The 26506-nt window shown below is 67.2% G+C and carries 28 protein-coding genes; 14 read left to right on the forward strand and 14 right to left on the reverse strand.

Annotation, left to right across the window (positions count from 1 at the left end):
- Positions 1-64: 64 nt before the first annotated feature.
- A complete protein-coding gene (locus tag VFG33_RS26980) occupies positions 65-1402 on the forward strand; it encodes a sensor histidine kinase (protein WP_325055762.1) in 1338 nt (445 codons plus the stop codon).
- A 1-nt stretch (position 1403) separates the two neighbouring features.
- Here the strand turns inward: VFG33_RS26980 and VFG33_RS26985 are convergent, their stop codons facing one another.
- The 3 genes from VFG33_RS26985 to mshD all read right to left on the reverse strand — a co-directional run bounded on the left by VFG33_RS26985 (position 1404) and on the right by mshD (position 4107).
- On the reverse strand, positions 1404-2126 hold the full coding sequence (locus tag VFG33_RS26985) for a PKD domain-containing protein (protein WP_325055763.1): 723 nt from the start codon (positions 2124-2126) through the stop codon (positions 1404-1406).
- A gap of 191 nt (positions 2127-2317) precedes the next feature.
- Positions 2318-2923 carry a DUF6318 family protein gene (locus tag VFG33_RS26990; RefSeq protein WP_325055764.1) on the reverse strand — a complete coding sequence of 202 codons (606 nt, stop codon included), beginning with the start codon at positions 2921-2923 and terminating at the stop codon, positions 2318-2320.
- Between the two features lie 266 nt (positions 2924-3189).
- Positions 3190-4107 carry a mycothiol synthase gene (mshD, locus tag VFG33_RS26995; RefSeq protein WP_325055765.1) on the reverse strand — a complete coding sequence of 306 codons (918 nt, stop codon included), beginning with the start codon at positions 4105-4107 and terminating at the stop codon, positions 3190-3192.
- A 128-nt stretch (positions 4108-4235) separates the two neighbouring features.
- Between mshD and VFG33_RS27000 the strand changes: the two genes are divergently transcribed.
- Positions 4236-6020 carry a bifunctional metallophosphatase/5'-nucleotidase gene (locus tag VFG33_RS27000; RefSeq protein WP_325055766.1) on the forward strand — a complete coding sequence of 595 codons (1785 nt, stop codon included), beginning with the start codon at positions 4236-4238 and terminating at the stop codon, positions 6018-6020.
- Between the two features lie 65 nt (positions 6021-6085).
- Here the strand turns inward: VFG33_RS27000 and VFG33_RS27005 are convergent, their stop codons facing one another.
- Together VFG33_RS27005 and VFG33_RS27010 are read right to left on the reverse strand one after the other, a co-directional pair.
- Positions 6086-6388, reverse strand: coding sequence for a hypothetical protein (locus tag VFG33_RS27005; protein WP_325055767.1), 303 nt, complete (start codon positions 6386-6388; stop codon positions 6086-6088).
- 158 nt (positions 6389-6546) lie between these two features.
- The gene (locus tag VFG33_RS27010) at positions 6547-7257 is read right to left on the reverse strand and encodes a winged helix-turn-helix domain-containing protein (protein ID WP_325055768.1); all 711 of its coding nucleotides are present in this window, start codon (positions 7255-7257) and stop codon (positions 6547-6549) included.
- Positions 7258-7417: 160 nt separating this feature from the next.
- Between VFG33_RS27010 and VFG33_RS27015 the strand changes: the two genes are divergently transcribed.
- Both VFG33_RS27015 and VFG33_RS27020 read left to right on the forward strand, forming a co-directional pair.
- Positions 7418-7657 (forward strand): MoaD/ThiS family protein, encoded by a 240-nt coding sequence (locus tag VFG33_RS27015; RefSeq protein WP_325055769.1) that lies wholly within the window; start codon positions 7418-7420, stop codon positions 7655-7657.
- A 123-nt stretch (positions 7658-7780) separates the two neighbouring features.
- Positions 7781-9142, forward strand: a complete 1362-nt coding sequence (locus tag VFG33_RS27020; protein WP_325055770.1) for a hypothetical protein — start codon at positions 7781-7783, stop codon at positions 9140-9142.
- On the opposite strand, the gene VFG33_RS27025 is transcribed toward VFG33_RS27020, so the two are convergent.
- The 3 genes from VFG33_RS27025 to VFG33_RS27035 are packed head-to-tail and all read right to left on the reverse strand — an operon-like array spanning position 9105 to position 10908.
- Positions 9105-9713: a hypothetical protein gene (locus VFG33_RS27025; protein ID WP_325055771.1), complete on the reverse strand. Its 609-nt coding sequence runs from the start codon at positions 9711-9713 to the stop codon at positions 9105-9107. The genes VFG33_RS27020 and VFG33_RS27025 overlap by 38 nt on opposite strands.
- Complete coding sequence (locus VFG33_RS27030; RefSeq protein WP_325055772.1) at positions 9710-10288, reverse strand: hypothetical protein; 579 nt, start codon at positions 10286-10288, stop codon at positions 9710-9712. Before VFG33_RS27030 ends, VFG33_RS27025 begins: the two co-directional genes overlap by 4 nt.
- Positions 10285-10908 carry a hypothetical protein gene (locus VFG33_RS27035; RefSeq protein ID WP_325055773.1) on the reverse strand — a complete coding sequence of 208 codons (624 nt, stop codon included), beginning with the start codon at positions 10906-10908 and terminating at the stop codon, positions 10285-10287. The genes VFG33_RS27030 and VFG33_RS27035 overlap by 4 nt, the downstream gene beginning before the upstream one ends.
- Positions 10909-10972: 64 nt before the next feature.
- Here VFG33_RS27035 and arfB point away from each other — a divergent pair, with 64 nt between their 5' ends.
- A complete protein-coding gene (gene arfB, locus VFG33_RS27040; RefSeq protein WP_325055774.1) occupies positions 10973-11398 on the forward strand; it encodes an alternative ribosome rescue aminoacyl-tRNA hydrolase ArfB in 426 nt (141 codons plus the stop codon).
- 79 nt (positions 11399-11477) lie between these two features.
- Here the strand turns inward: arfB and VFG33_RS27045 are convergent, their stop codons facing one another.
- The 4 genes from VFG33_RS27045 to VFG33_RS27060 are packed head-to-tail and all read right to left on the reverse strand — an operon-like array spanning position 11478 to position 17458.
- The gene (locus tag VFG33_RS27045) at positions 11478-12806 is read right to left on the reverse strand and encodes a UDP-glucose dehydrogenase family protein (protein WP_325055775.1); all 1329 of its coding nucleotides are present in this window, start codon (positions 12804-12806) and stop codon (positions 11478-11480) included.
- Positions 12807-12852: 46 nt separating this feature from the next.
- Positions 12853-14055: a right-handed parallel beta-helix repeat-containing protein gene (locus VFG33_RS27050; RefSeq protein WP_325055776.1), complete on the reverse strand. Its 1203-nt coding sequence runs from the start codon at positions 14053-14055 to the stop codon at positions 12853-12855.
- Entirely contained in the window at positions 14052-16094 is a 2043-nt protein-coding gene (locus VFG33_RS27055) for a right-handed parallel beta-helix repeat-containing protein (RefSeq protein ID WP_325055777.1), read from the reverse strand. The genes VFG33_RS27050 and VFG33_RS27055 overlap by 4 nt, the downstream gene beginning before the upstream one ends.
- The gene (locus tag VFG33_RS27060) at positions 16091-17458 is read right to left on the reverse strand and encodes a glycosyltransferase (RefSeq protein ID WP_325055778.1); all 1368 of its coding nucleotides are present in this window, start codon (positions 17456-17458) and stop codon (positions 16091-16093) included. The genes VFG33_RS27055 and VFG33_RS27060 overlap by 4 nt, the downstream gene beginning before the upstream one ends.
- 419 nt (positions 17459-17877) lie before the next feature.
- Between VFG33_RS27060 and VFG33_RS27065 the strand changes: the two genes are divergently transcribed.
- From VFG33_RS27065 to VFG33_RS27090, 6 genes are all read left to right on the forward strand, one after another.
- Positions 17878-18837 carry an OmpA family protein gene (locus VFG33_RS27065; RefSeq protein WP_325055779.1) on the forward strand — a complete coding sequence of 320 codons (960 nt, stop codon included), beginning with the start codon at positions 17878-17880 and terminating at the stop codon, positions 18835-18837.
- A gap of 159 nt (positions 18838-18996) precedes the next feature.
- Entirely contained in the window at positions 18997-19476 is a 480-nt protein-coding gene (locus VFG33_RS27070; protein WP_325055780.1) for a TlpA family protein disulfide reductase, read from the forward strand.
- Between the two features lie 58 nt (positions 19477-19534).
- Entirely contained in the window at positions 19535-20242 is a 708-nt protein-coding gene (locus VFG33_RS27075) for an RDD family protein (RefSeq protein WP_325055781.1), read from the forward strand.
- Between the two features lie 276 nt (positions 20243-20518).
- Entirely contained in the window at positions 20519-20971 is a 453-nt protein-coding gene (locus VFG33_RS27080) for a DUF4395 domain-containing protein (protein ID WP_325055782.1), read from the forward strand.
- 12 nt (positions 20972-20983) lie between these two features.
- A complete protein-coding gene (locus VFG33_RS27085) occupies positions 20984-21832 on the forward strand; it encodes a sulfurtransferase (protein ID WP_325055783.1) in 849 nt (282 codons plus the stop codon).
- A 1-nt stretch (position 21833) separates the two neighbouring features.
- Positions 21834-22136 carry a DUF1416 domain-containing protein gene (locus VFG33_RS27090; protein ID WP_325055784.1) on the forward strand — a complete coding sequence of 101 codons (303 nt, stop codon included), beginning with the start codon at positions 21834-21836 and terminating at the stop codon, positions 22134-22136.
- Between the two features lie 66 nt (positions 22137-22202).
- Here the strand turns inward: VFG33_RS27090 and VFG33_RS27095 are convergent, their stop codons facing one another.
- On the reverse strand, positions 22203-23234 hold the full coding sequence (locus VFG33_RS27095) for a tetratricopeptide repeat protein (RefSeq protein WP_325055785.1): 1032 nt from the start codon (positions 23232-23234) through the stop codon (positions 22203-22205).
- Positions 23235-23480: 246 nt separating this feature from the next.
- Between VFG33_RS27095 and VFG33_RS27100 the strand changes: the two genes are divergently transcribed.
- Complete coding sequence (locus VFG33_RS27100; protein ID WP_325055786.1) at positions 23481-24707, forward strand: choice-of-anchor P domain-containing protein; 1227 nt, start codon at positions 23481-23483, stop codon at positions 24705-24707.
- A 121-nt stretch (positions 24708-24828) separates the two neighbouring features.
- Here VFG33_RS27100 and dtd read toward each other — a convergent pair whose 3' ends face one another.
- Positions 24829-25254 (reverse strand): D-aminoacyl-tRNA deacylase, encoded by a 426-nt coding sequence (gene dtd / locus VFG33_RS27105; RefSeq protein WP_325055787.1) that lies wholly within the window; start codon positions 25252-25254, stop codon positions 24829-24831.
- A 117-nt stretch (positions 25255-25371) separates the two neighbouring features.
- Between dtd and VFG33_RS27110 the strand changes: the two genes are divergently transcribed.
- Both VFG33_RS27110 and VFG33_RS27115 read left to right on the forward strand, forming a co-directional pair.
- Positions 25372-26196 carry a beta-keto acid cleavage family enzyme gene (locus VFG33_RS27110; protein WP_325055788.1) on the forward strand — a complete coding sequence of 275 codons (825 nt, stop codon included), beginning with the start codon at positions 25372-25374 and terminating at the stop codon, positions 26194-26196.
- A gap of 54 nt (positions 26197-26250) precedes the next feature.
- Positions 26251-26506, forward strand: a 256-nt coding sequence (locus VFG33_RS27115) for a hypothetical protein (protein WP_325055789.1), incomplete at its 3' end; no start/stop codon positions are given.

The following is a 26506-nucleotide window of genomic DNA, read 5'->3' on the forward strand; positions in this document are numbered from 1 at the left end:
ATGTGATCGAGCATCCACGCACGGACAATCGCCCTCAGGGGCTGCGACGACGGAGGTGCGCACGATGCGACTGCTACCGCGCTCGCTCCGCGCCCGCGTGACCTTCGTGTTCGTCGTCGGCTCGGCCCTCGGACTGGGCCTCTGCCTAGTGCTGCTCTACCTCGCCCTGGCCAGCCAGCTCACCTCAGCACTCGACCAGGACCTCTCCATCCGCGGCGGCGACATCTCGGCTGCCCTGCGCGCCGGCGACACCGGCGCAGTCGCCCGCGACCCACTCGCGCAGCTCTACACGGCCGACGGCGCAGTGGTCGCAAGTTCACCATCCCTCGGCGGCGGCCGACTGCTCACGACCGCCGAAGTCACAGAGCTCCAGCGCGACGCTCCCATCACCCGGTCGGTGTCGATCGACGCCCACTCGACGTCGGTACGGCGCATGTCGGTGCAACTGGAGTCGGGGCAGATTCTGGCGGTCGGTGTATCCGCGAAACCGCTGGAAGCCGCACGTGAACGCCTACTGGTCATCCTGCTCCTCGCCGCTCCCGTGCTTGTCGGCCTCCTCGCCCTGGCAGGCCGGCTGGTGGTCCGGGCGGCGCTCCGGCCGGTCGACATCCTCACGCGCGAGGCGGCTGCGATCTCCTCCGTCGAGACGGATCGCCGACTTCCCGCCATCCCAGGTGACGACGAGGTCGCGCGACTGGCTCGCACACTCGACGACATGCTCGGCCGGCTCCGAGTCGCCTTCGCCCGCGAACGCGCCTTCGTCGACGACGCCAGCCACGAACTCCGCACCCCCGTCGCAGTACTCCGGGGCGAGATCGAACTCGCCCTGTCAGCACTCGCAGAACCGGCCGAGGTAGAACGCTCACTGGTCGCCGCCCTCAGCGAGGCCGAGCGCCTGTCCCGACTCGCGGACGACCTACTGCTCCTCGCCCGCGAACGAGCCGGCTCCCTGATCGTCCGCCGCGAACCCGTCGACCTCCTGGACCTCGCAATCGCCGAGTCCCGCCGCCTGGGACCCGTCCTAGGCCTGCAGATCGAGGTCACCGGCGAGCCCACCACCGTCCAAGGAGACGCCGACCGACTCCGTCAGGTCCTCGCGAACCTTCTGAACAACAGCGCCACAGCCGGCGCGAGAACGGCCCGCATAGAAGTCACCCACACCACGACAACAGCCACCCTCGAGATCGCCGACGACGGCCCCGGCATCCCACCCCAAGTACTCGACTCAGCCTTCGAACGCTTCGTCCGAGGCGACGCCGCCCGAACCCCCGGCACCTCCGGAGCCGGCCTGGGTCTGGCAATAGTCCGAGCAATAACAACAGCCCACAACGGCACCACCACAGCCCAAAACGGCCTCCCACTAGGCGGCGCGACAATAACCACCCACCTACCCCTCCGCTAACTCAGTTAGGCGGATCCACCAACACTGGTACGGCCTCCCGCACGAGCAGCGCGGTGGCGGGGCCAGTGATCGGGACGGTCCCGGCGACGTACTGCCAGCCGGTGCCGGCGACGTTGAAGCGGGCTGCGTAGTTGGTCGTCAGCGTGAGATTGACTGAGGCGCGCTTCAGGTACTTATGCGTGATCTCTTTGGCAGGATGCGGCTTCCCCGGCGTGGTCGTGATGAGTTTCGGACCACCGTCGCCGAAGTTCCAGGTGTAACTGATCGGTGTCGCCTCAACCTCGACCGGAAACCCCAACAGCGTAACGACATCCGTCGATATCCCGCTCTCGGTTGTGTACACAATCGTGTCGAGATTGACCAGCGTCCGCTCTGCAGGCTGCACCATCACGCGCCGCGGCGGAAACGCCACATTCTTGGACTCAGTCAAAACCTCTTCCCACGTCACATCCTGCGGCCGCGGCGGCTGCACCACCTCAGGCGGCACCGTCGGATCCGGCGTATCAACCAACTCCATCTCGCATCTGAGGGGACCTGGCATATTCCCCTCAGGTCCCATCTGCCCACAGAGCCCGACGTTGAGTCTGATATCGCCACGCGCCGGCGGCCGGGCTAGAGACCTGGGTTGCTTCTTCGGCTTGCTGTCACTTGCCGCCGCCTTTTTAGGGGACTTCGCGGGCCTGCCTTCGTCGACGCGGCCGGTGATCTTGCGCTCCGACTGCACTTGCGTTCCATCCTTTGTTTTCTTCGCCTTAGTCGGCGGCGGAGCGGTTGGACCTACCTCTTGGCTATTAGTGCCTGCTGCTGAGGTGTGCCAGACGGTTGGTGCCTGCGCGCTCGCGGCTACTGGACCGGTTGCCAGGCAGGGTGCCGTACCAATCAATGAAAGCATTCCAATGAGACGCTTGGCGCTAGTCATTGTTCTACAAGTTTCATTTCATACATCACCCAGTTACCACCCTGCGGTGACAAAGCGAACTCGCGTTTGTAGTTCGTCGCCTCGCTCACGATCGGCGTGGCCGAGGGCGTCTCGCGGCTGATGTAAGCCCCGACTTTGACGCTCGCGGAGCCACCGACCTTGCCGCTCTGGCCCCGGACAAGTTCGGAGACATCCGTAATGTGCTCGCGATAGTCGCCTGTCAGGAGGCCATTCGCTGCGTTGGATATTTTGACGAAGTCTGCGTAGGCCTTGCAGTTCTCGCAGCCAGCGTCGCTCGCCCTGAGCATCGCAGCTCCGTCGCCGCTGCTGGATGCGTAGTTCATGAGGTCGCTGTAGTACCTCACGAAGACCTCCGCCGCTGCGAGGGTCAGTCCATTGGCCGTAGACGGACGATCTGGCGCCACGGACGGCGGGGTCGATGAATTGGGGGGAGTGGTGGATGTAGGGACCGCGGTGGGGGCCGTCGTGGGCGGGGCGGTGTTGGGGCGGCCGGCCTCGGGGCTGGTTGAGCTGCATGCGGCGAGGAGGGTGGTGGTCAGGCAGGCAAGGGTAAGGATCGTCAGCCTGTTGCGGTACGTCACGAGTGTCAGCCCTCCGTAGTTGGCCTCGATCGTAACTGGGTGAAGGGGCTCGCTGCGGGGTGTGACGGGGTGCCTGTGGATAAGTCGGTTGGGGGCCAGGAGCCGCCCGGCTGGGGGGTGAGAGGCTCGGACGGCTCCTGGTTATTGGTGGGACGTGGGAGTGGGGGATTTATGACGCGATGTGAGCGGATGATTTCTGTGTGACACCGGTCGCAGGGTTCTGGGAGGCGGCGTTACATGGGCCGGCTGGCCGAAATCAGGGCGGGTCAGACGGTGCCTGTGGGGGCGAATTGGACGTCTAGGGCGGCTGTGGTGAAGCCGAGCTTGGTGTAGAGGGATCTGGCTGCGGTGTTGGTGCCGTCGACGTACAGGACGACTGCTGGGACTCCTCGGTCGTCCTGGAGGTGGCGGATGCCGTGGAGGGTCAGGGCCTTGCCCAGGCCGGACCCTTGGTGGGATGGGTCGACGCCGACCACGTAGACCTCGCCTACGCCGTCCTCAACCTTGGTCCAGTGGAAGCCGGCGAGCTTGCCTGAGCTGTCCACTGCCAGGAAGAAGCCGGCCGGATCGAACCAAGGCTGCTCGAGTCTGTCTGCCAGGTCCGCGGCATCCCAACTGCCCTGCTCCGGGTGATGGGCGAAGGCGCGCGCGTTCACCTCGAGCCAAGCGGCCTCGTCCTGGCCTGGCACAAATGTCCGTACTTCGATTCCGTCCGGCCAGGCTGGTTCCGACGGGAGGGGGGCGGATTCCCGGCGGAGGAAGTACAGCTCGCGTGCTACCTCGAGCCCGAGTCGTGCCGCGAGTTCGTCAGTGCCCGGTAGCCGTCCATGCGCCCACACCCGGAGCCGCGAGCCGCCGTGGTCCATCAGCATCCGGAGTAGCGCAGTACCGGTTCCGTGGCGGCGGGCTGCGGGGGATACGACCAGCTCAGCCGAGCCATCCGGTCCCAGGGCGGCGTAGCCGATCAGATTGCCGGCGCTCTGGATGCCGGAGACCTCTAGCGTGCCGGGCTCACCGGCGTACGCGAGGACGTGGACGTCGCCGGGGTGTTCGCCGTCGAGGTGGAGCAGGGTGTGCTCCGACAGCGGGTTCACGCCGTCGCTCTGAGCGGCCGAGCGAGCGAGTTCGGTGACGGCGGCGGCCGTGGCCGAGGGCAACGGTGAGGGCACTGCTTCGAGGGTCACGCCCTAACGGTAGGTGGGTGCAGGAGAAGTTCATGCTCAGGTCCTTGGAGAGGCAGGCAATGTCGGGGTAATTTTCGCGGGTCGCGTCCAACGAGGAGCGCGGCGGACCATCGAAGACGGAGAAAGAAATGGCCTTCACAGGACGAGACAAAGCGTGGTTCAGGGGACCGCGGGCCGTTGGCCTGCTGGCCGCCGGGGCCGCTGTGGTGCTCGGCTTGGCCACGGGGGGAACCGTGACCCAGGCGGCGTCGCCGAAACCGAAGCCGACGCACACCCAGATCCAGCTGCTCGCGATCAACGACTTCCACGGCAACCTGCTGCCGAACAGCGCGACCAGCTCGAGCGGCAACGTGAACGGCACGCCTGCCGGCGGCGCGGAGTACCTCGCGACTCATCTCGAGCAACTGCGAGCGTCCGCCAAGGCACAGGGCCAGGAGACCGCCACTGTGGCGGCGGGCGACCTGATCGGGGCCTCGCCGCTGCTGTCCGCCGCGTTCCACGACGAGCCCACCATCGAGGCGATGAACGAGATGGGCCTGGATGCCGCGTCGGTCGGCAACCACGAGTTCGACGAGGGCTGGCACGAGCTGCTCCGGATGCAGAACGGCGGCTGCCTGAACGACGGCGACGGGCAGAACAACCAGAACTCCTGCCCGGACAAGAAGAACAAGTTCAAGGGCGCCGACTTCGACTACCTGTCGGCGAACGTCTTCTACGAGAACACCCAGAAGACGCTGTTCGACCCGTACACGGTGAAGAAGTTCAAGAACGGTCAGAAGGTCGCCTTCATCGGTATGACGCTCGAGGACACCCCGAACATCGTGACCAAGGCCGGGGTCGCCGGGCTGAGCTTCACCGACGAGGTGGAGACGGCGAACAAGCTGGTGCCGAAGCTGAAGAAGCAGGGCATCGAGTCGATCGTGGTGCTGCTGCACGAGGGCGGTTTCCCGGTCGACCCGAAGGCGTACAACAGCTGCCCGGGCATCTCCGGACCGGTCACCGACATCGCCAAGAACCTCGACCCCGCGATCGACGCGATCATCTCGGGCCACACCCACACGGCGTACAACTGCTCGATCAACGACCCGGCCGGCAAGCCGCGGCTCGTCACCAGCGCGGCCTCCTTCGGCAAGCTCGTCACCGAGGTGCGGTTGAGCATCAACAACACCACCCACGACGTGGACCGGTTGAACACGCTCGCGAACAACCGGATCGTCACCCAGGACGTGCCGAAGGACGAGCAGCTGACCAAGCTGATCGGCAAGTACCAGACCCTGGTGGCCCCGATCGAGAGCAAGGTGATCGGTCACATCACCACGCCGACGGTGCCGCGGACGACGGACGACTCACTGGAGTCGCCGCTGGGCAACCTGATCGCCGACGCCCAGCTCGCGGACACGACCACGGTGACCAACGGGAAGACCCCGGTGGCGGCGTTCATGAATCCGGGCGGGATCCGGGCTGATCTGGCCTCGACCGGCGGGGCGGTCACCTTCGGCCAGGCGTTCACCGTGCAGCCGTTCAACAACTTCATGGTGTCGCTGGACCTGACCGGTACCCAGATCAAGGCCCTGCTGGAGCAGCAGTTCTCCGGGCTGAACGGGCCGGAGGCACCGAAGTTCAAGGTGCTCCAGGTCGCGGGGATCACCTACACCTGGAACCCGGCGGCCGCCGCGGGGTCGAAGGTGGTGGCAGGCTCCATCAAGATCGCGGGTCAGCCGCTGGTGGACGGTACGTCGTACCGGGTCGTCACGAACAACTTCCTCGCCGACGGCGGTGACGGCTTCCCGGCCTTCACCACCGGGACGGACAAGTTCTTCGGCGGTCTCGACATCGATGCCTTCGCCAAGTACCTGGCAGCGCACGACCCGTACACCCCTGGTCCGACGGACCGGATCAGCACCGGTTCCTGACCCGTACTGCGGTACGCCGCGCGCCCGGGTTGTTCCCTCGCGGACAACCCGCGTGCCGGCGGGGTTCAGATCAGGAACTTGAGGACGACGACGGTCAGCGCGATCGCTGTCGAGATGGCTGCCCGGCCTGAGCCGAGCCCCCGGCGGAGGGCGCTGCCGTACACGGCGACCGTGAGCGGCACGAGCATGATCAGCAGGGTGACCCCGGCGGCGTGGACGCCGACGTGGTCGCGGCTGACCAGGACCAGGCCAAGGAGTAGGGCGAAGGTCAGGCCGAGCCAGGTGGTTATTTGGATCGGTCCGTCGGAGCGATCGCTGCGGTGCGAAGCACGGGCACCGCGACGGTGCGAAGTCGGAGCGTGCGCCATCGGTCACCTTCCGTGAAAAGACCGAATACGCAAGGTAGCAGGAAGAACGCGGTCTGGTCCAAGGCCGGATTCCGGCCTAGGCCGGTCCTCGCACCTCCGGCTGAGTCACGTGATCCACCGCCCCGCCAGGGTGGCAGGTCTGCTGGTCTCGGGGGCGGTCAGACGGTGACGTCGGCGGTTTCGCGTTGGGTGCTGGGCGGGATGACGAAGCGGTAGCCGACGTTGCGGACGGTGCCGATCAGGGACTCGTGCTCCGGGCCGAGCTTGGCCCGCAGGCGCCTGACATGGACGTCCACCGTCCGGGTGCCGCCGAAGTAGTCGTAGCCCCAGACCTCCTGCAGCAACTGCTCGCGCGTGAACACGCGGCCGGGGTGCTGTGCGAGGAACTTGAACAGCTCGAACTCCTTATAGGTGAGGTCGAGCGCCCGTCCGTTCAGCTTCGCCGTGTACGAGGCTTCGTCGATCACCACGTCACCGCTGCGGATCAGCGTGGTGTCGGGGTCCTCGTTCCGGGCGGCCGCGAGACGGCCGATCACCAGCCGGAGCCGGGCCTCGATCTCAGCCGGGCCGGCCGTGTCGAGCAGTACATCGTCCGCGCCCCAGTCCGCGTTCACCGCGGTCAGTCCGCCCTCGGTGACCACCAGGATCAGCGGGACGTCGACGCCGGTGGTGCGGATCAGCCGGGACACCCCGCGGACCGAGACCAGGTCCCGTCGGGCGTCCAGCAGCACCGCGTCGGCATCGGGCGCGTCGACAAGCGCGGCAACCTCGGCGGGCAGGATCCGGATCTGGTGGGGCAGCAGGGCAAGCGACGGCAGGACCTCTGTAGAGGCCTGCAGCGCGTTCGTCAGCAGCAGCAACGTACTCACGCTGTCTCCTTGTGCGGCTAGTCGGATCTCCCAGGAGTGATCCGGTCCTGAAGCACGTCAGGCCCCAGCGGCGTCATTGCCGGGGGCCCGAGACACTGGTTTGCAACAGCAAGCTGACATAATACTCCAAGACTTAATCGAAAGGTGAGGCATCTCCCATATGGCGGAAGTAACCATCCGGTACTTCGCCGCCGCGCGCGCCGCGGCGGGTGAGTCCACCGCGACCGCGCAGGCCGACTCGGTCAAGGAGTTGGTCGACACCGTCTCCGTCGGTCGCCCTGAGCTGGGCCGGGTCCTCGGCATCTGCTCGTTCCTGCTGGACGGCGAGCGCGTCGACCTCACCGCCCCGCTCAGCGACGGCGCCCAGGTAGACGCCCTCCCTCCCTTCGCCGGCGGCTGACACCAGCGGTTGACAGCAGCGGCTGACCGCCGCGGCACGCCCCCGGAACACCGCGCGCTGGACCAGCGGTAGTGCGCCTGTCCGGGGGTAGATTCAGCGCTTGTGGCACAGGATTCGGGGACCTTGCTCACTACGGTGGGTCGTGCGGGGGCGTTGTTCGGCCGGGCCTGGCCGCGCCTGCTCGCCGTTTTCCTGATCGCCGAGCTGGCCCACCGCGGGGCCCAGTGGATCGCAGTCCAGGCGGGCGCGAAGGTGGCGGCGGCCGGCATCGCGGTCCTCGCGCTGCTGGTAGTCATCTCCCTGGCCATGTACGTCACGATGTTCCTCGTGCTGCGGAGCGAGCTGCCGTTCCACCGCCGGGCAGTCGCCGAGGGCGTACTGGCCCCCGACGGGGTGGAGCCGGGCAAAGAACACCGCCCGATCGACGCAGTCGCCACCGCCCTACTGCCGTTCCTGGCGTTCTACGCGGCCTACAAGTTCCTCCAGGCGGAGGCGTACTCCTACGAGTACGACCTGGCCGTCCACAGGGTCAACGAGATCGGCGCCACCGTGCTCACCGGAGGCACAGTCGCTGCGGCCTCGGCGGGACTCCAGTCGCTCTCGACGTGGTTGTTCATCGGCCTCGGCGTCACGGCGTACCTGCTGCGGTTGATCTTCAAGAAGCGGAAGGGTTCCGCAGGCGGGCCGGTGCGGCGGCTCTTCGTGACCTACCTGGAAGCCCTGTGGCTCTTCGTGGTCGCCTACCAGGCGACCTCCTACCTGCCCTCGCCGAAGGGCTGGCTGCAGGAGCGCCAGGCGTGGGTCTGGGTCCACGACGGCTACATCTGGCTGCTGGACCACGTGCTCGGTGTGGCGCAGGTCCGCGAGATCTGGGACGACGTCACCGGGTTCCTTGCCGCCGGCATCGGTGATCTGTGGACCGCGGCCGTGCTGCCGCTGATGTGGATCACGATGACCGCGGTGATCTACGGGCGGGCCGTGCACAAGGCGGACAAGGTCCAGCCGCGCTGGCGGTTCGACCGGATCACCCGTCGCTGGGAGCGGACGCCGCGGCTCGTCCGGGTGGCCGGCAACTCGATGGTGTCCGACTGGCGGGACCGCTGGCGGCCGGTGATGGACGCCTTCCGCCTCGTCGTGCGGTCCGGCCTCCGCCCGCTGCTCGGCTACTTCCTGGCCTGGGCGGTGGTGACCTACCTGGCCAGCGAAGTGTGGATCGTACTGCGCGACTACGTGCTCGGGCCGCATTCGCTGCAGTTCTGGCAGGTGATCGACGAGCCGCTGGACCTGGTCACGAACGGCCTGAAGATCATGCTCCAGGTGAGCCTGCTGGCGGCGGCGTACGACCGGATGATCGGTGGTCTCGCGGGCTACCTGCGGACCCGGACGCGCGCAGTACAGGCGCCACCGGACGAAGGGGAGGACAAGGGCGTCACCGACCTGACCGCGGCTACCTCGGGAATGCCAGATACTGAGGCAGTCTCGTAGCCCAGGTGATGGTCGGCTGGACGGTGGCCGCGACGCCGGTCGGTACGACGAAGACCGCGACCGTCTCGAAGGGCTTCTTCGCCTGCGGCTTGAGGTAGTACGGCGCGATCCGGGGATCCCGCCAGGTCTGGAGCTTGTCGTCGTAGCCGCCGGTGCAACCGGTCGGCCGGTCCTGGAAATCGTCCTCGAGGATCGACTCGTCCCAGATCCGCCCGTCCGGCGCCCGGACGTGGACGAGGCAGCCTCCCAGCGATTCCACCTTGGCCAGGTCGTCCACCTGGAGCCGGAGGTACACGCGGACACGGGTCGTCCCCGGCGGCAGGGTTTCGGGCTGGGACTTCGGCTTGGGATCGGGATCCACCTCGACGCTCGCGGCGTACCAGGTGGCGTCCGCGTACGCCGTACCGGCTGCGGCGACGATCACGGGGTCACGGGGTTCGCCGTCGTACCAGGACTTGTAGTCGCTCCGAGTGGTCCACCAGCCCGCCAGCGGGATGGTGATCACCAGGGTGGCCAGGGCAATGGAGTTCCTCCGGAACCAGCCGCGCTTGGCCCGGCGCGCGCCGATCACAGGTCACTCGCGGTCGTGAAGATCGCCACGTCCTTGCGCAGGGCATCCAACTGGTCCTTCTCGACCCCGAGCGGGACCGTTGCCTGCGGCTCCAAGGCGGTGAAGATCGACCTCTCCGTCACCAGCAAAATTGCCCCGGGCAACTGATCGGCCGGCATCTCGACCACGAAGGACCCACGGGCAGGGATGTCCGGCGCGAACTCGAACCCGGTCAGATCCACCTGCTTCAGGCCGCTGCGGTTGGCCCCGAGATAGGTGATGCCGTCGGAGGTCCGGATCTCCACCTTCTGCAGGTGGATCGGTTCGCGGGTCGCCTTGACGACCGCGCTGACCACGACGAAATCGCTCAGGGTGTCGCGATCGGGCGTGGTCCGCGGCACCCGCAACTTCTTGCTGAGCTGTACTCCCTCGACGGTCAGCTCGAACCGCGGAGTCTTCACGGGCTTGCCGATGACGCCCTTGACCGCGACCGGCTGCTGGATGTCCTTCCGCGTCGGCGTCAGCCGGTAGAGGCCGACGATCGCGACGAGCACCACGGCGACCAGGACGACGTTCACCAGTTTGCGGGCGGTCATTTCGTGTTGTCCTTGACCGTGACAGTGCTCTCCGCGGCGATCTTGTCCGTGTTCCACTTCTCGTAGTGGTCCAGCACCGACTCGTCCACGTGCTTGTAGCCCTGCACGGTCAGCTTGACCTCCTTGGGGAGATCCGTGGCCTTGGGCAGCTTCCAGACGTAGGCGACGATCTCGCCCCGATCGGGCGTCAGTACCGGATTCGGGGTCTGGTCACGCTGGTTGGTCGTCCCGAGCGCTGCCTCGGTCGCCTTCACCCCCGGTACGTCGATCAGCCGGATCAGGTCTCTCGGCGGGGTGACGCCGGTGTCATCGGTCAGCTTCATCGTGGTCACCACGGCGAGCAGGACGCCACCGTCGTCCGGAGTGAACAGTGGCTTCAGATCCGTCACGACCACCACCCGCTCGATCGTCACCTCGAACTGCCCGGCGTCGATCGCCGTACCCGCCCCGACCTGTGGAGTCTCGTCGGCCGCCTTCTCCAGCCCGCCGAACGCGGCCGAGATCACGAGCAGCACGACACCCGCGCTGATGACCCAGGTCCGTAGCGACCGCCCGCGCACCTTGATGTCCTGCAGCTCGGGCAATTCCTCCCGATCAACTTTCCCCGTTGGTTCCTGCACGCCAGCAGCGTAACCACCGGGAAGGGGCAGCGCGGGTGGCCGCGGGATCGGATTGAATGGGGTCATGGACAGTGGGCTGATGGTGCGGGCCGGAGTGGTGATTCCGGAAGCAGAGCTTGGCTGGCGGTTTTCGCGGTCCAGCGGGCCCGGCGGGCAGTCCGTGAACACCACCGACAGCCGGGTCGAGCTCAGCTTCGATCTGGCGGCGACCACCGCGCTGAACGAAGTACTGAAAGCCCGTGCCCTCGAGCGGCTGAGCTCGCGTCTGGTGGACGGGGTACTGACCGTGACGGCCTCCGAGCACCGTTCACAGTGGCGCAACCGCGAGGCGGCACGGACCCGGCTGGCGGCGTTGATCCGGGAGGGGATCGCGGCACCACCCCGGCAAAGACGCCCTACCCGGCCCAGCAAGAACGCCGTACGGCGCCGCCTCGACGAGAAGAAGCGCCGCGGCGAGACGAAACGCCTCCGTAACCGCCCGGCCGACTGACCTACGGCCTAGGCCCACTTTGTGCACGGGTGGCCGGGTGTGGTGGGGGGCCGGCCAGGCCGTGCACAAAGTGGGGGTCTCAGGCGGCGCGGCCCAGTGCCCGGTAGTCCCAGGCAGCGGTGCGCCAGGTGGTCGGGTCGAGGGCATGGCGGCCGTCGACGATCGCCCGGACCGCGACGATCTCGCCCAGCCAGTTCGGGTCGAGCTCGCGGAACTGGTCCCACTCGGTCAGGAGAGCGACGACGTGGGCTCCCTCGGCCGCCTCGGCGACGCTGGGCGCGTAGTGCAGGTCGGGGTAGGCGCGCCGGGCGTTCTCCATCGCCTGCGGGTCGTAGACGCGCACGATCGCGCCTTCCGCCACGAGGAGCCGGGCGACATCCAGCGCCGGAGCGTCCCGGATGTCGTCCGAGTCCGGCTTGAAGGCGGCGCCCAGTGCGCAAACAGTCACGCCGGCCAGCGACCCACCCGCCTGCGAACGGATCAGGTCGACCGTCCGCTGCCGGCGCCGCTGGTTGATCGCGTCCACCTCACGCAGGAACGACACCGCCTGCCCGACCCCGAGCTCCTCCGCCCGGTGGATGAATGCCCGGATGTCCTTTGGCAGACACCCGCCACCGAATCCGAGCCCCGGCCGCAGGAACCGCCCGCCGATCCGCGGGTCGTAGGACAGCGACTCGGCCAGTTGCTGTACGTCGGCCCCGGTGCTCTCGCAAACCTCGGCCATCGCGTTGATGAAGGAGATCTTCGTTGCCAGGAAGGAGTTCGCGGCTACCTTGACCAGCTCGGCCGTCGGCAGATCCGTCACCACCACCGGAACGGATGCCTCCAGCAACGGAGCGAAGGCCGACTCCAGCTGCGAGAGCGCCCACGGTGACGAGACCCCGAAGACCAGCCGGTCCGGACGCATGGTGTCCTCGACGGCGAATCCTTCGCGCAGGAACTCGGGATTCCACGCCAGCTCGACCTCGGTGCCGGCCGGCGACAGCGTGTGGAGCATCTCGGTCAGGCGATCCGCAGTACCGACAGGGACTGTGGACTTGCCGACCACCAGGCAACGCCGGGTCAAGTGAACCGCGAGCGTCGAGACCACCTGGTCGACGTACGTGAGATCGGCGGCGGGTGATCCCTTGGCCTGGGGCGTTCCGACGCAGACGAAGTGGATGTCACCGAAGGCGGCGGCCTCCGCGATGTCGGTGCTGAAGCGGAGCCGCCCCGAGTCGAGCGCCTTCCGCAGCATCTCGGGCAAGCCGGGTTCGTAGAAGGGAACGCGGCCGTCAGCGAGCGCGGCAACCTTGGCCTCGTCGGTGTCGATCCCCAGGACTTCGTAGCCGAGAACGGCCATGCAGATCGCGTGGGTGGCACCGAGATACCCGGTGCCGAGAACGGTGAGACGTGGTTTTTCGGACATGGAGAACCCCCCAAATGAGTTCAGGTGAAGGAAAAGCTGGAAACTTTCAGTGACAGGGGACGTTGCTCAGACCTTGGGCGGCGCGCTCGGCCTTGTTGTCGCAGGCAACTGTGTTCGCCTCGGCCGGGCGCAGTGCGAAGCCGAGTCCGGGTCCGTCGACGTCCGCGACGTTGCCGGTGAACAGGTTGTGGTCGCCCCAGCCCTTCAGGATCTGATGGGTCTGGAAGCCGTCCAAGGTCGATTTCGTGCCGGTGTTGCCCTTGATCAACCAGTTGTTGCCCTTGACATCCACCCAGGAGTCCGCGCCTTTCAGCGCCGAACCGTCGAAGGTGTTTCCCTCCAGCACACCCCCGGTGGTGCCTTCCTTGATGTCGACCGCCTCGGACGTGGTCTGCGAGATCTTGTTGCCCTTGACCACGTTGCGGTCGCTGCGGTCCGGCTTGCAGTCGTTCGTGGTGCACCAGTTGCTGACCGCAGTACCGATGTAGACGCCCTCGCCGAACTTGTCCCGGCGCAGGCCCGTCTTGCTGATGGTGTTCTGCAGGACGACGTTGTCCGTGCTGTTGGAGCGCAGGTGGATCGCCTCGTCGCCGACGTCGTGCACGGTCAGCCCCTGGATCACCGAGCCGACGGTGGTGTCCGCCATCACGCCCTTCTGGCCGTTCGTCACGGTGAACCCGACGAGTCGCCAGTACTTCGCTTTCTTCAGGTGCAGGACGTAGCCACCCCGCACGTTCTCTCCATCCAGTACTGCGCCCGCGCCGCCGCAAAGGTAGATCGGCTGCTCCGCGGTACCGGAGACCTCGGCCACGAACTTCCCGGCGTACCGGCCGTCGGCCAGGGCGATGCTGCTACCAGGCTTCGCGTCCTTGAGCGCCTCGCTCAAACCGTTGGCATCGGACACCTCAGCACTGGCACCCGGGCAGTTGACGGCTGACGAGTTCGGCAGCTGACCCTGGCCCGGTGCCGGCGCGTTCGCTAGGAGCGGCGCGTCTTCAGGCTTCTTCTTGGAATCGCCCTCTTCGTCCTCAGAAGGTGAGTCCGTTGGGGAGTCCGAGCTGGACGGCTCCGGGGAACTGTCCGTGATGGTGGGAATGGTGGGCGCCGGCGGCACCGTCGGGATCGAGGGATCCGCGGAGGTGTTGGTCGAAGGAGACGAATCCGGCCACGCCAGCGCGACCACTCCGCCCCCGACCAGCAGCACCGCGACAGCGGACGCCCCGGCGATGATCAACTCACGCCTTGTCATCGGGCTCCCTGGGGATCGGCTGACACAGGAACGGCTGTCGCAGGCACCGGCGCACCATCGCTGACCGGTGCTTTGTCAGCGTAAGGGTGGACGATCCGCCGGATCCTCCGGCTACCGCGTGCCGCGGTGAAGACCAGCAGCGCGGCCAGCAGCAGCCACATCGCGGTCAACGGCTGCAGGAACCGCTTCAACGTGACCACGAACGGAGTGGTGTCGTGCCAGTGACCGTCGTCGTTGTCCCACCGCCGCATGTTCACGTCCGCGGCCCGCTTGGTGTCGATGGCACTCGGACCGCGGCCGCTGATGGTGTTCTCGCTGACCTTGGCCTCGCTCACACTGCCGACCAGCGAAACCGCGTGCGAGTCGGCGTCGGAGAGCGTGTTGCGCTCCACATTGGCGGCCGAGTCCCGGACGTAGACGCTGGTGGTGCCACCGGTGACGATGTTCCCCGAGACCGTGGACGTGTGCACGCCGTCACGAACCGCGATGCCCTGCCGTCCGGGTTCGGTGACCCGGTTGCCGACCACGGAGACATCGGCGGCGCCACCTCGTACCACGATGCCCATGTCGTTGCCCTGGAAGTCGTTCGCGTTGACACCGACGTTGGTGCCGCCGATCACCTCGACGCCGTACCGGGCGTTGTTCACGAGCTTGCTGTTCGACACGGTGTTGTTGCCGTAGCTGGTCAGGCTCGAGCCGGTCGCGCTCGGGCCGTCCGCCAGGGGCAGGCCGGACATGGTGAGTCCGTTGCGGTGGTTGTCCTTGGCCTCGATCTCCGACAGGACGATGCCTGTCGTTGCCCTGGACAACACGATGCCGTCGCCCGCGTTGCCGTTCGCGGTACTGGAGTCCACCACCGCGTTGGTGACGTAGCGGTGCATCACCAGCCCGTCGACGAGGTTGTCGTCGAAGCTGCTGTCGCGGATGTCGAGACCGTTGGCGCTCGCCGCGAACAGGCCGAAGGCGTCCCGCTTGATCACCGTGTTCTGAATCAGCGCGGAGACGTAGCTGTACTCCGGATCGGCGATGCTCACCTCGGGCAACGGCAGGGCTCCGGCCGGCAGGATCTGGCTGAGGGTGGACTTGCCGGCGCCGCCCAGCGACACCCCGGTCGGCTTCTTCGCCTCCGCTGCCTCTTCGGCCTTCCGTTCCTGCGTGGCCCGCTTACCGACGCGCATCGTCTCACCGAGTTCGTCGAGCTCACCGCTGTTCGGCCGGTCCGTGCCGGTCAGGGACAACCCGCCGGTGCGGCCGCTCCAGAACCCCAGGTCCGAGAGTTCGGTGTACCGGAAACGCACTGTGCCACCGAGTGAGCGGACGTACGCGCGGCCGTCGTTGGTCAGCGTGTCCGGACTGTTGGTGTCGCGGTTCCAGCTGGTGATCTTGACCGGCTTGCCCTGGGCGCCCTGCACGTTCAGCGTGCCGCCGTAGTTCACGATCGAGATGAAGCCGTCGGGATCGCTGGCCAGCCGAAGCCGGAGGCCACCCGAGGACGACAGGTTCAGCGTCGCGCCGGACTGGACCACGATGTGCTCGGACAGCAGGTACCCGCCGTCCGGCTGCCGGATGAACGTCTGCGGCGCCAGCCCGAGCAGGTCCTTGACCGTGTACACCTCCCGCCGCGGCGTCAGCACCAGCGTGTACGCCGACCCGGTGGCGATCCGGTACGGCGAGTTCAGCGAGGTCTTGCTCCACCGCGCCAGCGAGTCGACCGTCCGGACCTCGACCAGGCGGCGGTCCTCGTCCGCGACATAGGCGGCCTCGGCCTCCGGGTCACCGGGATACGGCAGCCGGTCGATCGCCTTGTCCTCGGGAGCAGGTGTGGATCCTGGCACCGCCGGTTGCGTCGCGTCCGGCGGCTCTGGCGTCGGCGTGGCTGGTTTCGGCGTGGTCGCGCCGGGCTTCGCGGCGCTCGGTTTGGGCGTCGGTGAAGGAGAGGCGGCTGGGGTCCCCGAGGCGGCGGACTGCATCAACGCGAGGCCGGACACACCGAGCACGGCCACGGCGACGACTTTGCGAGCGATCCTGCGAGTGCTCACGAGACTGTCTCCGACTGCCGGTCCGGCGTCCGAAGGTGCTGCGCCCGCGGTTGCGGCTGGAGCTGGGGCTGGACGTGGGCCTGGACCTGAGGCTGGGTGTGTGGCCGGCGCAGCGACGCGGCGTCCTGACCCTCGCCGCCGATGGTGTCGGCCGAACGGGTCAGCCAGCCCTGCTTGTTCATCGTCACGAACGCGTACAGCTTGATCGGCAAGGCGATCAGGATCACCGTCAGCGTGACGAGCGGCAGCAGCAGGATCTCGGCCGGATGCCTGCGCAGGTGCGAGATGCCCCGGATACCGCGGGCGATCATCAGCCAGGCGGCGGCCAGGCTGATGCTCTGCCAGGTCAGGTCGAGCCGGCTGAAGATCATGTAGCCGATGGTGATGCCCATCGTCACCGGCGTGAGCAGGATCTGCAGCACGGTGACCTTGGTGACCAGCGGGACCCGCCACAACCAGCCCTTCCAGACCGCGGTCAGGTAGCAGCGGTAGGAGTTGCGGCTCCACCGGATCCGCTGCTTGGCGAAGGCCCGGAACGTTGCCGGGAACATCGACAGCGCCTTCGCCGAGGACTGGTGCACGGTCTTGTAGCCGGAGGCAAGGACCAGCCAGGTCAGCCGGCCGTCGTCACCGGAGACACAGCGCCGGCCGAGAAAGAACTCGTTCTCGAGGTTGTCCAGTACCGGCAGCACCACGCTGCGGCGGTAGGCGCCGGTCCGGCCGGAGACGCAGGCGACCGCGCCGGCCCGGCCCATCGCGGGGACGTAGTCGTAGTACCGCAGATTCACCAGCCAGTCCGCGATCCGGCGCCAGACGCTGCTGGTCCGCTCGTGCACGTTCTGCTGGGTGCTGACCGCCCCTACCGTCGGGTCCTTGAACGGATGCTGCACCGCCTTCAGCAGGCCGGGTTCCCAGCTGGTGTCCGAGTCGGTCATCACCAGGATGTCGGAGGTCGCGGCGCGGATCCCGACCCCGAGCGCGGACCGCTTGCCCGCGTGCTTGAACAGGATCGCCTGGATCCGTGGGTCGTCCAGCGCGACCAGCCGCTCGTACGCCTCGGTGTCCGCGAGGTCGAGCACGATCAGGATCTCGTCCGGATCCTGCTCGCGCCAGCTCTCCAGGCAGCGCATCAGGATGTCCGGGTCCTCGTGGTACGACGGCACCACCACCGACGTGGTGGCGGTGTAGTCGTTCACGATCGGCCGGGCCAGCCGGGACAGCACGAAGCGGTAGACCCACAACGCCCACACCACGATCCCCGCCAGCGCCAGCGGCACGAGCGATCGCCACTGCGACAGGTCATCCGTGGAAAAGCTGATGTTCGAAAGCCACCCCCAGATGTCGCCGAGACTGAACCGGCTCATGGGAATACCAAACACACTCATTGATCCCCCCACCGCGAAACGCGGTCGAATTCACCCGGACCACCCCAGGACCGGGTGACGCCAACCGGTCGGGCCTCCTGCCGACCGGTATCCCCACAACCGTTCGCGGTCTTTGTCGACGGCGGTACGGCCAGCATGAAAGTAGCGGCCGGAGTCAGTCCTGCGCTGCCTATTGCGGGATCGTTCATACAACATTAATCGCCGTGCAACGCAGGTTGCGAATACATTTCCCTGCGGCCTTTCTAATGTTCCGCGTGTGCGACACTGAGCGCATGAGGCAAAGGTCACGCGCGGTGAGCCGGTGTTTACTGGCGACGCTCCTCGCCGGTGCATTGATTTCCTGTTCCGACAGTGAAAAGGCGACTACCGCTCCATCCTCGGCGACCTCGAGCAGTCCGGTGCCGACGGCAACTCCGAGCACGGTGCCGACTCCCACCGCTACGCCCAGTGCCGATCCGGAGTGCGTCCCCGCGGCCGGCCGTACTGTTCGCGAACTGCCGGATGTCGCCGTTCCCGAGGTCGTGGTCGCGCCGGTAGTGGACGGCGACCAGAAGACTCTCGTCGAGGGATTCACCATCCCCGCCCAGACGATCGACGCGGGCTGCGTGGTCCAGTACGACGCCCCGGGCGGCTGCCTCGGAGCGATCCGGATCACGGCGGCCGCGATCCCCGACGTCACGATTCCCGAGAGCCGCCTGGATGGATCCGACAAGGTCTACGCCGCTGTCACCGTGCCCGGGGTGGACGCGCCCGCAGTGACCTCCCCACAGATCTGTCAGGCCGAGACCAACGGTGTCCTGCCGACCGTTACCCGCAAGGGCGTTGTACGGCGTGGCGTTGCTCGCAACGGCGCGGCACGTCCCGGCAGCAGCGAGCAAGGGGTCAAGGTGGAGACCGTCAAAGTCGCGCCGGTCCGGCTGCCCGACGTGGACGTGGACCCGGCCCGGCTGGAGTCGCGCAAGCTGCCGGGTCAGGACAAGGTCGACGTGTTCACCGGCGAGGGCAAGGTCTCGTACGTCGCACCCGGAGACGTGTTGTTCGACACCGACCAGGCCGTGATCCGCCCGGACGCGGCCAAGGCGCTGCATGCGATCGCACTGAAGATCAAGGCCGCTTCGCCGAACGCGCGCATCCGGGTCGAGGGTCATACCGACGATCGCGGCGACGCGACGTACGGTCTCCGCCTCTCCGAGCGCCGGGCCCAGGCGGTCGCCAGTTGGCTGATCCGGACCGAGGGTTTCAAGGCCGCCCTGATCACCACCAAGGGCTTCGGCGAGACCGCGCCGGCCGTCCCCAATACGTCCGCGGCCAACCGGCAGAAGAATCGCCGGGTTGTACTGACAGTAGCGACTCGATAAGCAGAAAGTTTGTCTTTCAGTGGGTTGAATTACGCGACTACTGGGTGCCGAATTCTTCGCATTGAGGGGAAGCGGTCAGCCGGATTTCACCTTTGTGCCTTCCGTCCGAAGGGTGAACGAGCGTTTGAGTGCCGGCGGGGCGGACGTACGCTGGATGTCATGACTCTGGGGATCGTCGTGCTCGCCTGCGCAGTCGCTGTGGGCGTGCTGCTCAGCGTGCTCAAGGTCCGGGTCGACGGACGATTCCGCGGGACTCGCGCGATCAGGAGTGGAGCTGTGCAGGAGGAGACCACTTCAGCTGCGGCTGGGGCGAACGCGGAGCGGCTGACCGCGGAAGACATCGGCGGGCAGCTCGGGGAGCGGGCGACGCTGCTGCAGTTCTCATCGGCCTTCTGTGCACCGTGCCGGGCGACGCGGCGGATCTTGGTCGAGGTCGAGGGCATGGTCGAAGGGGTGCGGCATCTCGAGCTGGATGCCGAGGCCCACCTCGAGTTGGTCCGGCGGCTGGGGATCATGCGGACGCCGACTGTGCTGGTGCTGGATGCCACCGGTGAGATCGTGACGCGGGCGAGCGGTCAGCCCCGGAAGGCTGACGTCATCGCCGCGATCGGCGCGGCGGTCGATCACCAGGTGCACTGAGCTGGCCGGATCAGGACCTGGGTGGGCGGTTGCGCCTCGCGTACGTGATGCTTTGGCGATGAGCTTCCCGGCCGGCTGGTACGACGATCCGCAGGACCCGATGCAGCAGCGGTACTGGGATGGTGGGTTCTGGACGGACTACCGGCGCCCGCGAGAGGGCCCTCCGCCGTACCAGGGGCAGGGTTTCGGGTACGGGCCGACGGTGCCGTCCACACCGGACGGTGTGCCGTTGGCCGGGTGGTGGAAGCGGGTCGGCGCGCGGTTCCTGGACGGGTTGATCGTGCTGATCGCGAGCCTGCCGCTCACCGGCTACTTCTGGTACCAGTACCTCGGCGCGTTCATCGACTACGAGCGGGAGATCTTCGACCGCGCCTCCGCGGGGGAGACGACCGGCTTCGACACCACGCTGCCGGCGGAGCTCTACAAGTGGATGATTCCCGCGACCCTGATCGCCTTGGTGGTCGGCTTCGCCTACGAGTACTTCTTCCTCACCAGGAGTGGTTCGACCCCAGGTAAGAAGATCGTCGGCATCAGCGTCCGGCTGCGCGACGTCGCCGGACCGCCGCCTCCGCTCGCGGTCGCCAAGCGCTACGGCCTGGTCACCGGGCTCTCGTTGTTAGGCGCGGTGCCGCTGGTCGGCAGCCTCATCAGTCTGATCGGCCTGCTGGACTACCTCTGGCCCCTCTGGGACGACAAGAAGCAGGCCCTGCACGACAAGGTCGCCGCCACCAACGTCGTCCTCGGACCCCAGCAGCACCGCCCCTGAATGTCCACATCCTGATCAGTTGTCTCGGTCAATGGGACACAGGCTCGCGGGGTGTGGGTGGCTTCCGTACTCTCGGTGGCGTGGAGTACACGACATGGCTGACCAAGCGCAGGGCAGTGGACAACTGCCGCATGCGCTCGTCCCTGTGTCGTACCCACTGACCAGGCGGCGTCCAGAGCGCTCCGGAACCGGTCGCTGAGCACGGTTCCCAGTACGTCGCCTCCCGCTGATGAGGGCGGTTCTGCTCGATCTCCAACTCCTTCCGGGAGAGTCGTCATGTCCAATCCGACGGCAACACAGCCCCAGGTCGACCCGCGCGGACTCCGGTTCGCCGCGGTGGTGACCACGGTCGTGCTCGCGTTGACCCTGGTCCTGAACAGCCCGTGGCCGCTCGCGATCCAGGCCGTCGTCTTCGCGATCTCGGTGGCGTTCGGCGTCCAGGCCTCGCCGTACGGGCAGTTCTTCAAGCGGGTGATCCGGCCCAGGCTAGGTCCGCCGAAGGAGCTTGAGGACGCGGCGCCGCCGCGGTTCGCCCAGCTGGTCGGCCTGGTCTTCGCCGTCGTCGGCCTGATCGGCTACCTGACCGGCGCCGAGGTGCTCGGCGTGGTGGCCACCGGTTTCGCCCTGGTCGCCGCGTTCGTGAACGCGGCCGTCGGGCTGTGCCTCGGTTGCGAGGCCTATTTGCTGATCCAACGCATTCGTACGCCAACCACCGCTACTACCAACTGAGGAGCAGCAACCATGAGCAGGGAATCCGCTCTCGTCTCGGCCGACTGGGTCGAGGAGCACAAGAACGACGCCGACGTCGTCCTGATCGAGGTCGACGAAGACGTCTCGGCGTACGACGCCGGCCACATCGCCGGTGCGATCAAGCTGGACTGGAAGGACGACCTCCAGGACCAGGTACGGCGCGACTTCGTCAACCAGGAGCAGTTCTCCGCGCTGCTGTCCGAGCGCGGCGTGAAGAACGACGACACCGTCGTCCTCTACGGCGGCAACAACAACTGGTTCGCCGCCTACGCGTACTGGTACTTCAAGCTCTACGGGCACGGTGACGTCCGCCTGCTCGACGGCGGCCGCAAGCGCTGGGAGCTGGACAGCCGCGAGCTGACCGACGAGGTGGTCAAGCGCGAGGCCACGGAGTACAAGGCCAAGGCGCCGGACCTGACCATCCGCGCCTTCCGCGACGAGGTCGGCGAGGCCATCGGCGTGAAGAACCTGGTCGACGTCCGCAGCCCCGACGAGTACGCCGGCCGGCTGCTGGCCCCGGCCCACCTGCCGCAGGAGCAGGCGCAGCGCGCGGGTCACATCCCGACCGCGTCGAACATCCCGTGGAGCAAGGCGGCCAACGACGACGGCACCTTCCGTGCCGACGACGAGCTGAAGACCCTGTACGCCGACGCGGGCGTCGACTTCGGCAAGGACACCATCGCGTACTGCCGGATCGGTGAGCGTTCGGCGCACACCTGGTTCGTGCTGCACGAGATCCTCGGCCAGGAGAACGTCAAGAACTACGACGGTTCGTGGACCGAGTGGGGCTCGCTGGTCGGCGTACCCGTTGCCCTCGGCGACGAGCCCGGGAAGGCCTGACATGTGCGGAGCGAAGAAGGGCGGCCTGGACCTCAAGGGCGTCGACATCGACAAGGAAGCCGTGATCCAGGGCCAGGTACTCCGCGGCGAGGAGCCGGTCAGCGGCGCCTACGTGCGGCTGCTCGACTCGACTGGTGAGTTCACGGCCGAGGTGCCGACCTCGGCGACCGGGCACTTCCGGTTCTTCGCGGCGCCGGGCACCTGGACGCTGCGCACGCTGGCCCCGAAGGCCGAGCCGGTCGACCGCCAGGTCGTAGCGCAGTACGGCGAGGTGGCCGAGGTGGCCGTCTCCGTCCAGTCGTAGCCTTCTGCGTCGGACGCTCGTTGAAACACCGAAGGGCTCGGACCTTGCGCGTCCGGGCCCTTCGGCCTATCTCGTCGGAAACTGTTGCTGGGCAAGCTCGCTGTCCAGTGCGAAGCTCGCGTGCTCAGCAGCCCGGCCACGCTGTACGCCGGAGTCGAGGTACTCGTAGTCCTGCACGACCAGCAGCCGGCGATCGGTGAGCACGGCATAACCGATTCCGCGAGCAATCGGCAACGACATCGACCAACTCGCCCGGCTCGCCTCCTCGTCCGGCTCGAGCAGATCCAGTACTGCGGGCGCGATCCTCTCCACCCGGCCACCGACGTGGTACTGCTTCGCCCGGATCACGGCCTGCCCCAGCAGGTCCCGCAACGCCAGCAGACGCTCGTGCCACCGCACCAACGCGTCAGCCTCATCACCACGATCCAGCTTGCGCAGCACGTGAATCAGCCCGAACAGACTCTCCTCGTCCCCGTGGTCCTCGTCCCGCAGCTTTCTGAAGACCTGCTCGGCTGCCTCGAGGCTGCCGACGACACGGAGCCGGGTCCCGAGTTCGAAGAGCTGGTCGCGCTGCTCGGGTGGACGGTTGGCCAGGATGTACTCGTACGCCCGAGCCGCCTCAGCCGGATCGCGCTGATCAGTGTGCTCGCTCAGTCGGCGCGCCGCCGCGATCCGGGTGCGCTTGGTCAGGCCACGCTCAAAGCGGCGCTTGTACTCCGTCAGGGCGCGTTGGTACCGGACCTCGTCCTCCCGTTCCCGTTCCGGCCGGCCCGCCTCCCAGGCCTGCCGCGCTGCCTCCACGGCGGCCTGGCGTTCCTGCCGGTCCAACTCGGCCTGCTTCTCCCGGGCCGCTCGCTCCCGTTCCTCCTGCGGGGTCAGGAAGTTCTGGTTCTGCAGAGGCTGGGACCGAAGGGCCAGCCAGCCGTCATCCCTCAGGCGCGCCCTGACCGCGACTTCGTGCTCCGCGCAGAACCCGGCCGTCCGCTCGCCGACGTACTGGAGCGCCTCCCCGATGTCATCGGGCCTTTCGCCGAAGCGCCAGAGCAGGCTGAAGCTGTCGACGGCCGGTCGCCCGCAGATCTCGCAGGTGTCACCCATGGGACCAGTCAAGCGGATGCCTCGGGCCTTCAGGACAAGGGGTTTTCGTTGTCCGGTCAGATAGTCGGTGTTCTCAATCGCACAACCAGGACATCAGTGCAAGATCTCGATTTTCTCGACCGGACGACTTGTGTAACGGTTTGATCTCGGAGCGCACCTTTCTCGTTACCTACTGCGACCGCCTGAGTTGTGTCTGTGTCCTGGCCCGCAACATCGGGTCACGTCATCACTCAGGGAGGAGGGGTCATGAGACCCCGCATCGGATACAAGAAGCTCGCTGCCGTCGGAGTTGCGGCGGTTGTCGGCGTAGCTTCGACGATCGCGCTGACCTCGGGTTCGGCGTCCGCCGCGCCGGTTTTTGGCTATAGCGGCTACTCGTTCGGCACCGACGTCCAGGCCGGCATCGCGGGCAGCGGTCCCCAGGTCATCAGCCACATCGGCTGCACCACGGACCCGAGCCGGAAGTCGAAGAACGACCTGGCCACCGCGAACGTGAACAAGGTCGCGCTCGCGAAGAGCGTGACGACCGACACGCACGCGTTCAACGACAAGCGCGGCAACGGCGTCACCAGCACCGCGACGGCCGCCGACGTCAAGCTCGGCTCGCTGCTGTCGATCACGGGCGTGAAGGCCACGACCACGTCGTGGTACAAGAACGGCAAGCTGGGCTACTCCGCCAGCAACACCTACGCGGCCGTGAAGGTCGGTGGCGTCGCGGTCCCGGGTCTGCTGGACATCAAGCCGGGCACCAAGCTTGCGGTCCCGGGCATCGGCTACCTCGTGCTGAACCGCGTCGGCGCCCACAAGACCGCGTCGGGCATCTACTCCTACGCGCAGGCGATCGTGCTGCACGCGAACGTGAAGAACCAGTACATCCCCGAGGGCGTCGACGTCGTCGTGCTGAAGGTCCGCGCGGAGATCACCAACCCGGCCATCGCGATGGTCGTCGGTGACGCGTACGGCACCCAGGCGAACGTGAACAACCTGGCCAAGTCTGGTCCGACCTCGTACCAGGCCACCTGCCAGGGCACGCAGGGCAAGACCGAGCGTGTCGCCGTCGGCGAGCTGAGCATCCCGAAGGTCGCGTACGTCGGTGCGGTCTACACCACCAAGTACGGTGACGTGAGCAAGGACAAGGCCGCGGTCGAGTTCACCTCGCACGTCGCCGGCGTGAAGGTCGGCAACCTGTCCATCGGCGCCATCGAGTCCTCGGCGTCGGCATGGAAGACCAAGGACGGCAAGGTCGGCGTGACGTCGTCCTCGAACGTGGTCTCGGTCAAGGTCGGGAACAAGGTCTACGACGTTCCGAACAAGCCGAACACCACCCTGGAGATCCCCGGTATCGCCAAGCTGACCTTCAACCAGGTCATGCGTCAGAGCCGCTACATCTCCGTGAACGCCCTGGTGATCGATGTCTACAGCCTGAACACCAAGGTCGTCGTTGGCCACTCGGCCGCCGGTGTGATCGGCTGATCCAGCCCACACCCTCCCTAACTGAGTCGAACCTCACCGATTCAGGCAGGTCACTCGATCGGACCCCCGATCCGGATCCCCAAGATCCGGGCCGGGGGTTCGGTCTTTTGGTCGATCCCTGTCAGGTGTCGAGGATCAGCGTGACCGGGCCGTCGTTGACCAGGGCAACTTCCATCGTGGCGCCGAAGCGACCACGTTCCACCTTGGCTCCGAGCGCTTCCAGGGCGGCGCAGAACGCGTCGTACAAGGGTTCCGAAACGGGACCGGGGGCGGCGGCGTTCCAGGAGGGACGCCGGCCCTTGCGAGTGTCGGCGTACAGGGTGAACTGGCTGATCGCGAGGATCGGTGCCTGCTCGTCGGCACACGATCGCTCGTCACGGAGGATCCGCAGCGTCCAGATCTTCGCTGCCAGCGCCGCGGCCTTCTCCTCGGTGTCGTCATGCGTGACCCCGAGCAGCACTACCAGTCCCGGCTCCTCGATCGCCCCGACGACCTCCTCCTCGACCGTCACCGACGCCCGACTGACCCGCTGCACTACAGCTCTCATGCCTCCATCCTGCCAACCACCCGGCCACGCCTGGCTGGGGCCGGAAATTATCCGGCTGTCAGGTGTGATGACGGGGGAATCTCCCGTTTCGGGTGGGGATCTGGCACGATTCGTTCCATGATGTCGACGTTGATCACCGTTGCACCCACCGGCGCCGAGACCGCGAAGGCGGACTGTCCGGCGCTGCCCACCACGCTCGAGGAGCTGGTGGAGACCGCCAAGCGCTGCGAGTCCGCCGGGGCCGCGATGATCCACATCCACATCCGCGACGCCGAGCACCGGCCGACGCTGGACCTCGGCCGGCTGACCGAGACCGTGACCGCGATCCGCGAGAACACAGCCCTGATAGTGCAGCTGTCTACCGGCGGCGCCGTGACCGACCGGGTCGAGCACCGGCTCCGGGTCCTGGACGCAGCGCCGGACTCCTGCTCGCTCACGCTGGGCACGGTCAACTTCGGCGATGACGTCTTCATGAACCCCTGGCCGTTCGTGACCGAGCTCTACCGACTGACCCAGGAACGCGAGATCGTCCCCGAGTTCGAGCTGTTCGATCTCGGCCACGTCGCCGCACTGCACCGGCTGCTCGACAAGTTCGGCCTGCCGTACGGCGGCAAGGTCCACTGCGACCTGGTGATGGGCGTCCCCGGCGGCATGCCCGGTACTACGGACGCACTGGTTGCCGCAGTCAACGGTCTCCCCGACGCAGTGACCTCGTGGTCAGCCACCGGTGTCGGCCGGACCACTCTCCCCGTGGCACTCGCCGCCCTCTCCCGGGGCGGCCACCTCCGGGTCGGTATGGAGGACACTCTCACCCTCGCCAAGGGCCGGCCCGTCACTCACAACGCCGAGCTGGTCGAAAGAGCCGCCACTCTCGCCACTCTCGCCCAACGCCCCCCGATGACCCCCGACGAGGCCCGCACCCTCCTCAACCTCAACCACTGAACCCGGCGACCCGTACTCCGCTACGGGGGACTCAGCTCGTCCGCGGAGGGGGAGATGGATGCGGAGCAGGACGATGAGCGCGCCGGTCAGCAGGATTGTGGCTTCCAGGAGGAGCCAGTCGAGAAGGTAGTTGCGGGGGAGGACGGTGGGGTTGACTTCTTTGCCCCGGCGGAGCAGGAGCGGGATTGCCACCAGGGTGGTGATTCCGGCGTACAGGAGAGTCGTGCGGACGGTGGTGACGGTGCGGTGGTGGTTCGGGCCGATGGACCAGAGGGTGAGGAACCAGCCGGCGACGACGGTCAAGGGGATC

The sequence above is a fragment of the Kribbella sp. genome (assembly GCF_035687465.1).
Classification (GTDB): domain Bacteria; phylum Actinomycetota; class Actinomycetes; order Propionibacteriales; family Kribbellaceae; genus Kribbella.